The sequence below is a fragment of the Nocardia ninae NBRC 108245 genome (genome assembly GCF_007990755.1).
Lineage (GTDB): Bacteria > Actinomycetota > Actinomycetes > Mycobacteriales > Mycobacteriaceae > Nocardia > Nocardia ninae.
The window spans coordinates 142,658-156,882 of record NZ_BJXA01000013.1 but is presented as its reverse complement, the minus strand read 5'-3'; the positions used below and the strand labels follow the sequence as shown (position 1 = coordinate 156,882).

At 68.4% G+C, this 14,225-nt stretch carries 11 protein-coding genes; all 11 read right to left on the bottom strand.

The genetic code is table 11. The features are described 5' to 3' along the window. On the bottom strand, nt 1-3,760 hold a 3,760-nt coding region (locus NN4_RS12875), incomplete at its 3' end, for a non-ribosomal peptide synthetase (RefSeq protein ID WP_147130153.1). A gap of 1 nt (nt 3,761) precedes the next feature. Next, nucleotides 3,762-5,582 carry a non-ribosomal peptide synthetase gene (locus NN4_RS12870; RefSeq protein WP_147130152.1) on the bottom strand — a complete coding sequence of 607 codons (1,821 nt, stop codon included), beginning with the start codon at nt 5,580-5,582 and terminating at the stop codon, nt 3,762-3,764. Further along, nucleotides 5,579-6,469: an alpha/beta hydrolase gene (locus tag NN4_RS12865; protein WP_147130151.1), complete on the bottom strand. Its 891-nt coding sequence runs from the start codon at nt 6,467-6,469 to the stop codon at nt 5,579-5,581. Before NN4_RS12865 ends, NN4_RS12870 begins: the two co-directional genes overlap by 4 nt. After that, on the bottom strand, nt 6,462-7,526 hold the full coding sequence (locus NN4_RS12860; RefSeq protein WP_147130150.1) for a methyltransferase: 1,065 nt from the start codon (nt 7,524-7,526) through the stop codon (nt 6,462-6,464). The genes NN4_RS12865 and NN4_RS12860 overlap by 8 nt, the downstream gene beginning before the upstream one ends. 46 nt (nt 7,527-7,572) lie before the next feature. Continuing rightward, nucleotides 7,573-8,373, bottom strand: a complete 801-nt coding sequence (locus tag NN4_RS12855; RefSeq protein ID WP_147130149.1) for a tryptophan 2,3-dioxygenase — start codon at nt 8,371-8,373, stop codon at nt 7,573-7,575. Continuing rightward, on the bottom strand, nt 8,370-9,605 hold the full coding sequence (locus NN4_RS12850) for an aminotransferase class V-fold PLP-dependent enzyme (RefSeq protein WP_147130148.1): 1,236 nt from the start codon (nt 9,603-9,605) through the stop codon (nt 8,370-8,372). Before NN4_RS12850 ends, NN4_RS12855 begins: the two co-directional genes overlap by 4 nt. Next, complete coding sequence (locus NN4_RS12845; protein WP_246180842.1) at nt 9,602-10,426, bottom strand: phenazine biosynthesis protein PhzF; 825 nt, start codon at nt 10,424-10,426, stop codon at nt 9,602-9,604. Before NN4_RS12845 ends, NN4_RS12850 begins: the two co-directional genes overlap by 4 nt. Next, nucleotides 10,426-11,310, bottom strand: a complete 885-nt coding sequence (locus NN4_RS12840; protein ID WP_147130146.1) for an LLM class flavin-dependent oxidoreductase — start codon at nt 11,308-11,310, stop codon at nt 10,426-10,428. The genes NN4_RS12845 and NN4_RS12840 overlap by 1 nt, the downstream gene beginning before the upstream one ends. Continuing rightward, the gene (locus tag NN4_RS12835; protein WP_246180841.1) at nt 11,307-12,215 is read right to left on the bottom strand and encodes a 3-methyl-L-tyrosine peroxygenase-related protein; all 909 of its coding nucleotides are present in this window, start codon (nt 12,213-12,215) and stop codon (nt 11,307-11,309) included. Before NN4_RS12835 ends, NN4_RS12840 begins: the two co-directional genes overlap by 4 nt. Beyond that, entirely contained in the window at nt 12,212-12,682 is a 471-nt protein-coding gene (locus NN4_RS12830) for a VOC family protein (protein ID WP_147130145.1), read from the bottom strand. The genes NN4_RS12835 and NN4_RS12830 overlap by 4 nt, the downstream gene beginning before the upstream one ends. A 324-nt stretch (nt 12,683-13,006) precedes the next feature. Next, nucleotides 13,007-14,197 carry an MFS transporter gene (locus tag NN4_RS12825; protein WP_147130144.1) on the bottom strand — a complete coding sequence of 397 codons (1,191 nt, stop codon included), beginning with the start codon at nt 14,195-14,197 and terminating at the stop codon, nt 13,007-13,009. Between the last annotated feature and the right edge of the window lie 28 nt (nt 14,198-14,225).

The window sequence follows — 14,225 nt, the reverse complement described above, 5'->3', positions numbered from 1 at the left end:
GCCCGGCCTCGCGCGCCGCCAGCGCGAGCCGCTCGGCGACCCACTTGCTCTGCGAGTACCCGATACCCAGCGACGCGGGATCGCCCGGCACCGTGTCCTCGCCGACCAGGCCCGCGGTGGAGTCCGGCGGGAAGACGCCCATGGTGGAGATCAGGCGCAGCGGCGTGCGGTTGATCCCGCAGAAGTCGAGCAGGTGCCGCAGTCCGTCCACGTTCGTGCGTTTGACCGTGTGATATGGCACGACGAAGTTGATGTGCGCGGCCGCGTGGTAGACGTCGGTCACCTCGCGGGCCAGTGCTTCGTAGTCGTTGCCCAGCCCGAACTTCGGTTGGTCGAGATCGCCGAGGCAGATGCCCACCTCGTCGAGCCCGGACGGGTCGAGCGCGAATTTCCGGCAGGTCCGGCGCAGGCGTTCGCGCCCGTCCGCGACGCTGTCGGCCCGGACCAGGCAGTGCACGCGATGCCCGGTCCGCTGTAGCTCGTCGAGCAGGTGACTGCCGAGGAATCCGGTTGCGCCGGTGAGCAATACCGTGCCGTCGGCCGGCTCCTGCCGCTCCCCCACCGTGAGGTCGGGCAGGCGGGCCTCCGCACCCAGATCCGGTGCGGCGGCGGCAGTTTCGTCGACGAGGCTCTGCACCATGCCGCGCGGTGTCGGCGTGCTCAGCAGCACCGACAGTGCGACGTCGGTGCGGAAGCGCTTTTTGACCAGCCGGTGCAGCCGGGCGGCCAGCAGCGAGTGACCGCCGACCGCGAAGAAGTCGACCTCCGGGGTCGTCGGCCGGTCGCCGAGCACCTCGGACCACAGCGCGGCCATCGTGCGCTCCGCGTCGGTCCAGGTGACATCGGACTGGTCGACCTCATCGGCGGGATCCGGTGAGATCGGCTGTGCCGCCAGAGCGCGACGGTCGGTCTTCCCGTTCGAGGTCACCGGGATGGCGTCGATGCGGGTGAGCCGGCGCGGGATCATGTAGCCGGGCAGCACCGCGCCGAGCCGGGTGCGCCAGTCCTTCGACGGCGCTGCGGCGCTCTGCACGAAGGCGTGCAGCGCTCGGTCGCCGCCTTCGGACACCACGATCACGGCGGCGGCGTCCACCTCCAATTCCCGTTCCAGCGCGGCTTCTATCTCGCCCGGCTCGACGCGATAGCCGCGGATCTTGACCTGATCGTCCTTGCGGCCGCGGTAGTGCAGGGACCCGTCCGGGGCCAGCACCACCACATCGCCGGTGCGGTACATCAGCTGGCCGGGGACGAACGGGTCGGGAACCATGGCCTCGCGCGTCTTGTCCGGCAGGCCGATATACCCCGGCGAGACGACCGGGCCCGCGACGCAGAGTTCGCCCTCGACGCCGAACGGTGCTCGCCGAGCAGTGCCGTCGGCGGCACTGAGCACATACGCGTCGACACCCGCGACGACCCGGCCGATCGACGGAATGGTCGGCCAGGCGTCGGGATCGTCGGGCAACGCGTCCCAACTGCACAGGTGCGCCTCGGACGGCCCGTAGGCATTGATCAACCGCGCGTTCGGGTTTCGCCGGAACATCGCCCGCATATCGCCGGTGATCACCAGCCGCTCGCCGGTGACGTACACCTCGCGCAGGTCCGGCAAGTCCACCGGCGACGATCGGAGCACGGCGGCCAGCTCACGGAGCGTGACATAGGGCAGGTAGGCCCGCTCGATCCGCTCGTCGGCCAGCAAAGCGGCCAAAGCCTCGAAATCGGTGCGGGCGTCCGCCGGCGGGATCACCAGAGTGCCACCGGCGCAGAGGGTTCCGAACACCTCGATGGCGAACACGTCGAAGGCGGGCGGCATGTACTGCAATGTGCGCGTCCGGCGTTCCCCGGAGAAGATGACTTGGTTGTGGGCCAGGTTCGCCAGCGTGACCTCCGGCAGCCGAACACCTTTGGGGCGGCCGGTGGAGCCCGACGTGTAGACGATGTACGCCGTGTCCTCGGGCGCCTTCCGCGCGCCATCGAATGACGCTGCTGCACCGCCTGTTTCGGATACCTCGATGACTTCGAGTCCTGCGGGCAACGACACGCCCGCGAGGTCGATCTCGGCACCACGCAGCAGAATGGTTGCGCCGCAATCGTTCAGTACGAAGTTCAACCGCTCCCGCGGTTCGGCATCCAAGGTGACGTAGCTGCCACCCGCGCGCAGGATGCCGATCACCGTCGCGATCAGATCCAGGCCGGGCCGCATCAGCACGGCGACCGGCAGTCCGTCCCGGACTCCCCGATCTACCAGCGTGGCCGCCACGGCGTCTGCGCGACTTGCCAATTCGGCGTAGGTGGTCACCGTCCCGTCGGCGATCACCGCGGGTTCCGCGCTCGCCGCCGCGGCGCTCGCCCCGAACAGATCGGCGGTCAACTCGGTGCCCAGCTCGGGCGCGTCCTTCCGGCGGGCGCACAGCTCCGTGATGGCCTGCTCCTCCGCCTCACTCGTCCAACGCAGTTCGTTGATCTGCCCGTCCGGCTCGGTGAGCACGCTGTCGACCAAGGTGTGCAGCCGCTGCGCCAGATAGGCCGTGAAGCTTTCGCCGTCGGCCGCGGCCGTGACGTGCTCGACGACCAGGGTGTACTGGTCCGCCGTCTCGTCCACCAGGATCGCCAGGTCGTATTTGGCGCCACCCGGCGCGTGCTCCCAGGTCTGCACGCCCCACTCGGGCAGGTCCAGCCGGCGGGCCGCGGCGGGCATCACGGTGACCATCGCGTTGAACAAGGCCCCGTCCTGCGTGCCACCGGCCGCGCGGACCTCGCCGAGCACCGCCTCCAGTGGCGCGTGCCGGTGCCGAAGCGCCTCCAGCACTTCACGTTTCACTCTGCGCAACACGTCACGGGCGGTCGCGCCGCGGTCGAGGTGGTGTTGCAGCACAACGGTATTGGTGAGATGGCCGATCACCTCGGCGTCGCCGGCGCCGCGCACCGAGACCGGGATCCCCAGCAGCACTTCGTCCTGCCCGGTCTGCCGGTGCAGCAGCACGAAGCAGAGGGCGACGAAGAACATGCTGGTGGTGATGCCCTCCGCGGCACAGAACTCGCGCACCCGCGCCGCGAGCTCGTCGTCGAGCACCTGCTGCCGGGTCACGTGCCGTGGCGTCCCGGTGCCCGGCAGCCCGAACGACACTGCCGCAGGGGCTTTCGCCAGCTTCTCCCGCCAGTAGTGCAGCGTGTCGGCATTGTCGGCCAGCTCGGCCCAGCGCTCGTACGCCTCGACGGCTTGGCGATGCGGTCGCTGCTGCGGCTCGTCGCCGTGCACCAGCGCGGTGTAGGTCGCCTCCACCTGGCTGAGATACGGCTTGAACGACATGCCGTCGAACACCGTGTGGTGAATGTTGAACACCAGCAGGCTCCGGCCCTCGGCGAACCGGAGGTGCCGGACCCGGGCCAGCGGACCGCCACGCAGATCGAAAACAGCCCCCGCGACCTCCGCCAGTTGCTCGGCCACCCAGTCCTCGGGATCGCCGCCGTGATCATCACGCACGTCGACGTCCGGCGTCAGTTCGCCGTGCACCACCTGTCGCAACTCGCCGTCGGCGGCCATCTCGAAGGTGGTGCGCAGCGCCGAATGGTCCTGATGCACGATCCGCAGCGCCTCGGCGAGGGCTTGATGGTCGAGCAGGGTGTGCAGCCGCAGCACCAGTGGCTGGTTGTACGCCGTGGGATCGGCGCCGTAGATGCTGTCGAACCACATACCGGGCTGGGCCGGGGACGCGGGCAGGTGCTGCGCGCCGTTCGCTGTGTGTTGCTCGGTAGCCGTCATGTCAGCCTCGCGCCCGTTTGGTGCGGATCAGGTCGGCGACACCGCGCACGGTGCCGACGCCCACGATGTCGTCGGGTGCCAGTGCGACCCCCGACACCTCCTCCAGCCGAGCGCCGAGGTCGATCAATTGCAGTGAGGTGACACCGCTTTCGATGAGACCGGCATCCAGATCGATGTCGGCCAGCCCGGTGGCGTTCAGCAGGGTCGTGCGGACGACCTGGGCCAGCTGATCCTCAGTTCTGGTCTCCTCGACCGTCGACTCGTCGTCCTCGGCGGGCACCAATCGCGACGAGAGATCCTTGCGGTCGATCTTGCCGTTGGTATTGCGCGGAAACGCGTCGAGCAGCAACACCGTCGACGGAACCATGTAGTCGGGCAACGACTTCCGCAGATGCTCCGTCAGCTCGTCGGTGGACAGTTCGTGCCCCGTCGTCGGCACACACCACAGCGCCAGCTGACCCGCCGCACCACCGCTCGGCACGGCCTGCGCCACCGCCTGTGCGACGCCGGGGAACGCCTCGGCCGTCACCTCGACATGCCGTGGCTCGACCCGGAACCCGCGCACCTTCACCATCTGGTCGGTGCGGCCCGCGAGGAGTATCTCCCCGTCCTCGGTCAGCTTGGCCAGGTCGCCGGTCCGCAGCAGTCGCTGACCGTCGTGCCGAACGAACTTGCGCGCGGTGAGTTCCGGATCATTGAGGTAGCCCGACGCCACCCCGTCGCCCGCTATGCACAGTTCGCCGATCCGGCCGGGCGGGCATTCGTCCAGCGCCTCGTCCCGCACCGTCAGCTCGACGGTGGGCATCGGCCGGCCGACCGGGATCTCGGCATCGGACAGGTCCGCCGCGGTGATCTTGTGGACGGCGGTGAGCGCCGAATTCTCCGTGCAGCCGAAGGCATTGAACACATCGCCGTCGACCACGGCCAGCGCGCGCTCCAGGTGCGATGCGGAGGGAAAGTCGCCGCTGACGATCACCGTCCGCACCTGCGCGAGGCTCTTCGAGTGGTGCTCGACCAGCAGATTGAACAAACCGACCGAGAGGTTGAGCACCGTAATACGTTCGCGCTCAATAAGTCTCGCGAGGTCGCCGAGCGGCGGCATCTCCTGCGGTGCGACGGTGAGCCGGCCACCCCGCAGCAGACAGGTCCAGATGTCGGTGGTCGATGCGGCGAACGCGGGCTGCGCGAGTTGCAGGAACCGGTCCGCCGGTCCAGGAGTGAATCCGGTGAGATGCCGGGACACCCGCGCGATCCCACGATGCGCGATCACCACTCCCTTGGGCACGCCGGTCGAGCCCGAGGTGAACAGGATGAACGCGGGCGCCGCCGCGGTCACCGCGGACGGCCCCGATTCGGTGGACAACGACTTCGCGGCCGACAGCAACTCGGTGACCGGCAGGCAAGCCTCTGCGGGGAATCCGTCCGGCGTCTCGCCCGCGTCGATCACCGTGACGGCGGGCTCGGCGGCACGGAACATCCGCGACTTGTGCGCTGCCGGATGCACCGGATTGAACGGGACGACAACGAGACCGGCCTTGAGAATGCCCAGGAACACCTGATAGGTGGCGAGGCTGCGGTCCAGATGCACCCCGACGCGCGCGCCGACCGGTAGGTCTCGGTCGCGCAGCGCTCGCGCGATCTGGCTGCTGATGGCGTCCAGTTCGGCGTAGGTCAGCGTCGTGCTGCCGTCGGATATCGCCTCGCGGTCCGCGTGCTCGCGTGCGGTGCGCACGAACGCGTCGGCGATCGTCTCGGTGGTGGCCGTCGCGGCCGGGCCCGTGGTCGCGGACTCGATCGGGGCGGCGGTCAGTGAGTTCTTCATCGCGCTGATGTCACCGTTCCTTCCGGGGTGGCGGAGCCTCGGCGGCGCGGTGCCAGGCCGAGGTGCCGCAGGCTGGTCCGGCCGAACGGGGTCGACGGATCGACCAGGTCCAGCGGCAGGTCGAAGTGATCCCGCCCGGACACGATCCGCGCGTCCACCGGGATGTGCTGTGCGGCAAGATGTTCGGCGTACCGCTCGTGTTGCCGCAGATAGGTTCGAGTCTCGTGCTGCCCGGCGGCGAGCAGGATCGAATCGCACCGCGGCGCGGACATCCGCAGCGGGCTGCACGCGCGGGCGGTCTCGGGTGTCAGCCGGACGGCCTCGTTGACGTAGGTCTCCGGAATCTCGGTGAGGTCGTACAGGCCGCTCAGCAAGCACGCGCTGCGCACCCTGGGCGCGTCGGCGCCCGCGAGCGCCGCGGCCAGCAGATGCGCGCCCGCGCTGCTGCCCGCCACATGCAACCGCTCCGGGTCGATCCCGAGCAGCGGCCCGGTGCCCGCGAGCCACTCCAGGGCCCGCGCCACCGAGGCGATCATGCCCGGCACCGTGCGATCCGGGGCGAGCCCGTACCCTACGGCGACATACGCGCAGCCGTGCCGCACCGCCTGCCGGGCCGCGAAGCACGCGTCGTCGATGCCGGACTCTTGCCAGTGCCCGCCGTGCACGAAAACGAGGGCGGGCGTCTCCGGTCCCCGGATGCCTTGCGGCACAGCGGGAAACACATGACACCGCTCGCCGTGTCCCGCGCCGTAGGGCACCGCGATGTGCACGTCGAGCCGGGAACGGGCGGTATCGCTGCGCCGCCGGTACCGCCGCAGCGTGCCGGCCGGGTCACGGGCGGCCGAGCTGGGCGAATACTCGCGGTCCAACCGGGTGAGCTTACTCATTGGCCTTGCGCCCTTCGATCACACCGTGCGGCGTCCAACCGTCGCTGCGAATTCGCAGGATGTCGGTGAAACCCGCTGCGACAAGCCACTCTTCGTGCTCACGCCACGGGTAGATCGTCGACTCCTCGGACGGCAACGTGGTGAAGTACACGTTGTCCAGCGCGGTGTAGAGCGGCCCACGGCCGTCGTCGTCGGCGAACGCGTTGAACACGATGACCCGCCCGCCCGGCGGCAGCGCCGCGTAGGCCCGTTCGAGCAGCGCCACGTTCTGTTCCGGCGACCAGATCACGAACTGATGGGCGAACAGCGCGGCGTCGTACCCGCCGGGCAGCGGGTCGCCGAACATGTCCCCGGCGACCACGTCGATGCGGTCACCCAGCCCGGCGGCGGCGATATTGTCGCCGGCCACCTCGACGGCGCCCTCGAGATCGAACACGGTGATCTTCAAGTGCGGGTGGGCCTGTGCGAGCGCGATCGCATTGACCGCGTCGCCGCCGCCGACGTCCAGGATCCTGGTCACGCCGCGGTAGTCCACCTGGTGCAGCAGCACCGGATTGGACAACTCCGACCAGGAATGCATGCCGCGGAAGAACAGATTCTCCAGCTCCGGCGTCTGTTCGAGCCTGGTGTAGAGGTCGTTTCCGGTGCCGGGCAGGTGTTTCAGGCCGAGGTTCTTGCCGGTGCGCAACGACTCGGCGTACTCCTTCGCGGGCAGGTAGGACAGCCGCTGCTGGAAGTCGATGATGTTGCGGATGAGCGGCCAGGTGCCGTCTTCCATTGCGGCACGCAACATCTCGCTCAGCGCGTACCGGTCGTCCGCCCGATCGGTGAGGCCGAGCGAGGTGGTGCCGAGCAGCAGCTTGCGTGCCGATTTGACGGGCAGCCCCAGCCCCGCGGCGACCTGGTCGCTGGTGGCCTGGCCGTTCAGGTCGAGGTATTCGAACAGTTGCAGTTCCGAGGCGGCGCGCAATTGCTGAAAGGCAGCAAATCCGAACAACACCGGGACGAGCGAGGTGAGGTCGACCGGTTTCGTCAGCTCGGTCTTCAGTTCCGTCATCGTGATCGTATTCCTCCAGCAGTCGGTGATTTCTCTGAGGCCGCGTCTACAGCCGGGTGCGGAATGTCCACAGCTCCGGGAAGAAACGGTGTTCGTTGATGGCGCGCAGCCACGGGGCACCGTCGGTGCCTGCCGTCCCGCTCTTACCGCCGAGCATCCGTTCCACCACCAGCAGATGCGTGGCCCGCCAATGGGAGAACTGATACGCGACCTCGAGCAGGCTCTCCGCGAGCCGGTGCGCGTCGGGATACCGGTCCGGCTGCCGGTAGATGTCGAGCCACACGTCCTCCACGAGCGGATTCGACTCGTGCTGCTCGGCAGACGGTTTCGCCAGGCACTCGGCCGGAACCGAAAAGCCCTGCCGGGCAAGGTGTTGCAAGACCGTGTCGTACAGCGACGGCTTGCCCAGCTCGGCCCGCAGCATCGGGTGGCCATCCCGGAAAGCCGCCGCCACTTGATTTTCCGGCCGGTTCCCCATCAGGAACTCCAGGGCACGGTAGGCGAAGGACTGGGTGCCGGAGGCATCGTTGAGGACGTGCCGGAAGGCCACGAACTCGTCGACCGACATGCCGTTCATCGATTCCCAGCAGGCCACCAGGACCCGCTGCGTGCGGACCGACCGGGACAGCGCCAGACAGGCATCGGGCACGTCGTCGCGCTCCAGCGCACGGCGAGCGGTGTCGAGATCGTCGATCACCGCGCGGAACAACAGCTCTTTGACGTGGCTGATCAGGATGAAGTTCAGCTCGCCGCGGGCTGCACTGCGCGGACGCTGCAACTCGTGCAGTTCGTCCATGTGCGCGTAGGTGACGTACTCGGGGGCGAGATACTCCGGGGCGCTGGTCATCGCAGTCCTTCCAGGGCGCGGCCGAGCGCGTCGACCGCGCGCCACACCTGCTCGTGCGTCACATACAGCGGCGCGAAGGCGAAACGGATCAGATCGGGCGGCCGCGAGTCGACGTGCACGCCGCTGTCGGCGAGCGCACGTTCGACGGCGTCGGCGTCGGGCACGCGAAGCGCGAGGTGGCCGCCGCGGCGGTCCGCTTCTCGGGGAGATGCCAGGCAGCGCAACAGTTCTGGATCACGCTCCGCCAGGCACTCCAGGAAGAACTCGCTGAGCTCCCGGGTGCGCTGATGCAATGCGTGGATGCCCACCTCCACCAATGGGGCGAGGGCATGGTTCAGGGCGGCGAGGCTGAGTAGTGGCGGTGTGCCGGTGCGAGCCTGCTCGATATCGGTGGCGGGCTCGAAGGCCGGACCCATCTCGAACGGCCTGGCGTGCCCGTGCCACCCCGTCAGCGGGAAGTCCACGGTCGACTGGAATCGAACGGGAAGGTAGAGAAAAGCAGGTGCGCCGGGCCCACCGCCGAGGTACTTGTAGCCGCAGCCGACGGCGAGGTCGACCGCGTTCGCGTCGAGGTCCACCGGGAGTACCCCCGCCGCATGGCTGAGGTCCCACACCGACAACGCGCCTGACGCGTGACACAGCGCGGTGGTCGGCCGGATCTCCCGCCGCTCCCCCGTGCGGAAATCCACGGGTGCGGCCAACGCCGCGGCGACCTGCTGACCGTGCTCGCGCAGGTAGGCGTCGAAGCCGGTCCGCGACTCGGCGACGAGCTCGCGGTCCAGCAGCCGGGCCACCGAGCTCGCGATGTACAGGTCGGTGGGGAACGACTCGGCCTCGATCAGCAGCACCGGGCGGTCCGGCCGCAGGCGGCATGCAGCGACCAGCGCGTTGAACAATGTTGTCGAGGTCGTCTCGCCGGCCACCATGATCTGTCCGGGGCCCGCGCCGAGCAGCAGAGCGAGTTTGTCACCGACGGTGCGCGGCAGGTCCAGCCAGCCGTCCCGGAACCAGGCCTGCACCTGGCGGGGCGCCCACTGAGCGGTGACCACGCGGTCCAGTTCGCCCGCAAGGCTTTCCCGCGGCGGGCCGAGAGAGTTTCCGTTGAGGTGGGTGGCTCCGTCCGTGGCGAACCCACGCGCGTACTGGGTGAGTGGATCGAGATCATCGCGACGCCGCGCATCATCGAGGATTCCCGTGCTCGGCACGGTCAGTGACTCCGGCCGAATCGTCATGCCTCACTCGCTTTCTCGTCACTCGCGGTAGTCCACACCTGTCCGGTGATCCGCACGCTCGCGGTGGCGCCGTGGATCGAACCGGTGCAGCCGAAGACCGACTCGCTCCCGTGTCCCGTCACCTGTCGAACCGTCACGGGTGCCTCGTCCGTGCCCAAACCCAGGGCGGTGAGCCCGAGTGCCGCTGCGGCAGGCAGACATCCGGCGTCCTCCGGGATGCCGAACCCCGGAGCGAAGACGCGGGCGAGCACCTCGTGCCGATCCGGATCCCAGCGGAAGGCCGTGAGATCGGTGAGTCCCAGTTCCCGCATCCGCTCGAGATCCGGCACCGGCAACGCTCGGGGGTCCTCGGTGACGCGCACGAAGTTGAAGGCTCGGCCGACGCCACCGGCGTGCGGCGTGCCGACGGGCCAACCGAACACTGACGGGTCGTGCGAAATCTCTTCGCGCACAACGGGTCCATCGAACGGCACGCGCACCTCGCTGCCGTCGGTCCACAGCCATTGGCAGCCGACCTCGGCGGTCCGGCCGACCTCACCGGGCTCGAGATGGCCGGCCCGGACCAGACAGGCGGCCACACCGGCGAGCGAGTGGGTGCCGAACGGAGTCTCCCCTTCGGCGTTGAAGATTCGCGAGCCGAAGGTCCGTTGCGCTCGGGAGCACTCGCTGACGAGTGCCGTCTCGGTCGAATTGCTGTGGCGCGCATGGGCGGCGGCCGCCGCGACTACGTCGTCGTCGGGCGGGCCCGCGGGGACGAGCACGTCCAGGGTGCTGCCCCGGCCCGACGCGGCGCCGAACATGTCCACTGTCGTCACTCGCATCACTCGCCCCCTAGGTGCTTCTCGGCGAAATCGACGATGACCTGCTCGTCGCCCTCATACGGCTGGTCGGGCCGGGGCCAGTGCACGACGAGATCGGTGATGCCGACCTCGGCGAGCTCGCCCGCGGCGTCCTCGTAGGCGGCCAGCGAGCTGGTGATCCCGCCCGCCGCCGCGTCGGCGACGAACAGCTTGCCCAGGCCGGCCGGGTCCCGGCCGGCCCGCTCGCACGCGGCGTCGATGCCGCGTACCTGGTCTCGCAACAGGGGAACGACCTCGCGCAACGGCCGCATGCGAAAGTCGTTGGGCGGTCCGGAGGTAATCCAATACCGCGCGTACTCGGCGGCCAGCGCCATGCCCCTCGGCCCGGTCGCGGCCACGGCGAAGGGCAGGCGCGGCGCCTCGTCGGCGCGCGGGTGGAAGTTCACGCCCGATGCGGTGTACCAGCGTGACACCTTTGTCACGGAGCCGCGGGCAAGCACTGCGTCCAGCAGTTCGACGAACGCCTCGAATCGATCGGCGCGTTCGCGCGGGCCGAGATCCGGCCCGCCGAGCACGCTCGCGTCGAATCCCGGTGCGCCGGAACCGAGTCCGCAGATCAACCGTCCGCTCGCGATGTCGTCGACGCTGACGAGTTCCTTGGCGAGCGCGACGGGGTGCCGGAAGTTCGGGGTGGCCACGAGGACGCCGAGGCCGATGGTGTTCGTGACGGTCGCGGCGGCCGTGAGGGTCGGGATCGAGCCGTACCACGGCCGGTCGGCGAGCCAGCGCCACATCAGGTGGTCGTAGGTCCAGGCGTGCTGGTAGCCGAGCTGCTCGGCGGCGCGCCACCGGTCGGCGGCGACCTTCCACTCGTGCTCGGGTAACAGGACGATGCCGTGCTTCATCGGCGCGCCTCCTCGAGTCGCATGTCCGATACCAGCCGCGCCGCCCGGTCCATCACCTCGAGAACGCCGGTGACCAGCGGTTTCATCACGCCGCCCGCCTGGTTGGCGACGACCGGGTGGTGGCGTCCGTCGACATTGGGATACAGCCCGTTGTACTCCAGATCCGCAGCGAGTTCCGCGATGCGGGAGTCGAGCTGTGCGACGAATTCGGCGTGGCTCACGGGGCGCCGGACGGTCAGGAAGAAGTTGTCGTAGAGATCTTCCTTCTCCCGCGACACACTCACCCCCGGTGCGCCCGCGGACTTCTGCAACAGCGAGTGACCGTCCGGCACAAGATGATCGGCGATATGGCTGTGTGTGACCTCGTTGCGCGCGACCGCTTCGTCGAGCGCCGTGCACGCCGGGTCGTCCTGCCAGGGCATCTTGCCGCGGAAGAGGCGGCGGACCGGCCGGTAATCCGGCGCCCAGGTGCCGCTGAAAGCCGGGTGCTGCAACGCCATTCGCACTCGGGTGTAGGCGTGGTAGTGGTCCCGGGGAACGGTGGACGAGTAGAGCAGCATGGCGCTGTACCCGTCGACACAGGTGGTCAGGAGTTCGAGTTCGCGCTCGTCGGGCCCGTCGTCTTCGGGGTGGTGCCACACGACGTCGCACATCGCCCGCCACAGCAGGAACGAGAGCTGGTGCCCGGCGATCCAGCGGTACCAGAACAGCCGCTCCTCCTCGACCGGCCGGGTGCCGAAGACGTCGTACTCCGGCAGCTCCCGGTCGGCCACCTCGGCTTCGGCTGTGTCCGAAGAAGTTTCGAAGGAATGCCCGAGCGGCGGCATGAACAGCAGGTGCGGCGTCAGCGCGGGTGGGCGATGCTTGCCCGACGCGGCAGAATCGTATCTATGGCCGATGCTCACGATCCCGCTCCCGGAAAATAGACGAACTCGAGCTCGAGACCGTTGGGGTCCAGGACGTAGAGGCTCTGCATCCCGTCCGGGTCGGTCACGATGTCGGACGGCGGGTCGTCCCTGGTCCAGTGGATATCGGTGGACTCCCGGGCCTTCAGCCACTGCTCCCGCAGCGCTACCAGGTCTTCGGCCCGGTCCACCGTGATCCCGACGTGCTGATACTGATAGCCGAGCGGGTCGGGTGTGTCCTTGCTGTGCCCGGCCCGGTCGAAGACGTGGAATCGGACGTCGCCCTTCTTCAGCTCGGCCAGCTTCTCGATTCCCGGCAGTCGCTCGAGGGTGAGTGGGGAGAAGTCGGCGAGCGACCATTCCACAGTGGCGCCGAGGAATTCCTGGTACCACCTGATCGTGGAGTCCACGTCGTCGGTCTGGATGGCGAGGTGGTGAAATCTCGGCGCGATGTCAAGCCCGTGCATCGGATGCCTTTCCGTCGCGAATGTGCTCGTGGTGGGCCCCTCACCGCAGGAGGCGGGAGGGGATTCGTCCCAGCACTTTCCATCCTCGGCCGACCGCGACGTCCGGGCAATCAAATGGGCTTCAAGAAACTCTTAAATCGTTGTCAGACAACAATTATCGTTGTTTTCCGAAATCATGTGCTCACCTCGGGTTTAACGCTCGCCTACCCGGTTACTCAGGCGCACAACGGCATACGAGAGCGCCAGTGGGCACGCGTAGAGTGCGGGCTGTAGTGAACAGCCCGCTACGCGAAAAACCTGACGTGGCAACCCGATCGGCAACCGCTACGAACGCTTGCCGACTTCCGCTGCCGGCACCTTCACAACATCTTCGGAGCCGTGTGCGCGCTGCATCAGGTCGGGTATCAGCGTGAGCAGACCGAGCAAGGCCATCCCCGCACCGATCCACAACGGCGCCGTGAGGCCGAGCCCGGCACTGATCCCGATACCGCCCAGCCACGGACCGATCACCACGCCGATATTGATGGCGGAGCCGTTCACCGTGTTGACCAGCGCACCCTCGTTCGACACCGACATCACCCTGGCCGCCATGGCGGGGTTGAGCGGAAGTCCGATCAGGCCGAGCAGCACGGTGGCGACGAGCGTGGGCGCCTTGTACTCGACGCACAGCGCGAACGCGGCCAGCACCAGCATCAAGGCGATGAGACCGCCGAACAGGATCGGCCGGGTGTAGCGGTCGGCGAACCGACCGACGACGGCGTTACCGATCACCGTGGCGATGCCGTACACGCCGAACAGCACCGGCACCGTCGCGGGCGCGAAATGCGTGGCGTCGGTGAAAATCGGTGAGAGGTAAGTGAATCCGGCCACGACCGACCCGATGACTAGGGCGTTGGTGGCATACGCGCCCCACAGTCGCATGTTGCGGAAGTCCTGGATCTCGGCGCGGAAGTCCAGCGTCTGGGCGTTGCCGCCGGACGGCACCAGCAACACGACCGCCGCGATGCACGCGACCGCCAGCAGGTCGACCAGCCAGAAACTGGCCCGCCACCCGAAGTGCTGCTCGATGAAGGTGGCCAGCGGCAAGCCCACCACCTGGGCGACCATCATGCCGCCGTACAGCACCGACATCGCCCGCCCGCGCCGCTCGGCGCCGACGAGTCGCACGCAGACCGCGGCACCTACGCCGAAGAACGCCGATGCGGCCAGCGCGGTGATGACCCGGGCCACCACCAGCACCCAATAGTCCTGTGCCAGTGCGCCGATCGTCTGTCCGATAACGAACACCACGAGCAGCCAGATGAGCGACTTCTTCTGCGCCACCTTCGAGAGGCCGACGATCAGGATCGGACCGCCGACGACCATGCCGAAGGCGAAGATCGAGACGAGATAACCCACGGCGGCGATGGACACGCCGAGGTCGCTAGAGATGCCGGGAATCAGTCCGGCAACCATGATTTCGGTGGTGTTGAGACAGAAAACACCCAGGCCCAACACATAGACGGCGAAAGGCATGACTTCCCCTCCGGGGCGGCTCGGTCGA

What these genes read in the sequence shown, in the direction of transcription:
- NN4_RS12855 (WP_147130149.1), bottom strand. Translation starts at nt 8,373, where the DNA reads ATGACCAGCGCCCCGGAGTATCTCGCCCCCGAGTACGTCACCTACGCG.
- NN4_RS12840 (WP_147130146.1), bottom strand. Translation starts at nt 11,310, where the DNA reads ATGAAGCACGGCATCGTCCTGTTACCCGAGCACGAGTGGAAGGTCGCC.
- NN4_RS12865 (WP_147130151.1), bottom strand. Translation starts at nt 6,469, where the DNA reads ATGAGTAAGCTCACCCGGTTGGACCGCGAGTATTCGCCCAGCTCGGCC.
- NN4_RS12825 (WP_147130144.1), bottom strand. Translation starts at nt 14,197, where the DNA reads ATGCCTTTCGCCGTCTATGTGTTGGGCCTGGGTGTTTTCTGTCTCAAC.
- NN4_RS12845 (WP_246180842.1), bottom strand. Translation starts at nt 10,426, where the DNA reads ATGCGAGTGACGACAGTGGACATGTTCGGCGCCGCGTCGGGCCGGGGC.
- NN4_RS12870 (WP_147130152.1), bottom strand. Translation starts at nt 5,582, where the DNA reads ATGAAGAACTCACTGACCGCCGCCCCGATCGAGTCCGCGACCACGGGC.
- NN4_RS12850 (WP_147130148.1), bottom strand. Translation starts at nt 9,605, where the DNA reads ATGACGATTCGGCCGGAGTCACTGACCGTGCCGAGCACGGGAATCCTC.
- NN4_RS12830 (WP_147130145.1), bottom strand. Translation starts at nt 12,682, where the DNA reads ATGCACGGGCTTGACATCGCGCCGAGATTTCACCACCTCGCCATCCAG.
- NN4_RS12860 (WP_147130150.1), bottom strand. Translation starts at nt 7,526, where the DNA reads ATGACGGAACTGAAGACCGAGCTGACGAAACCGGTCGACCTCACCTCG.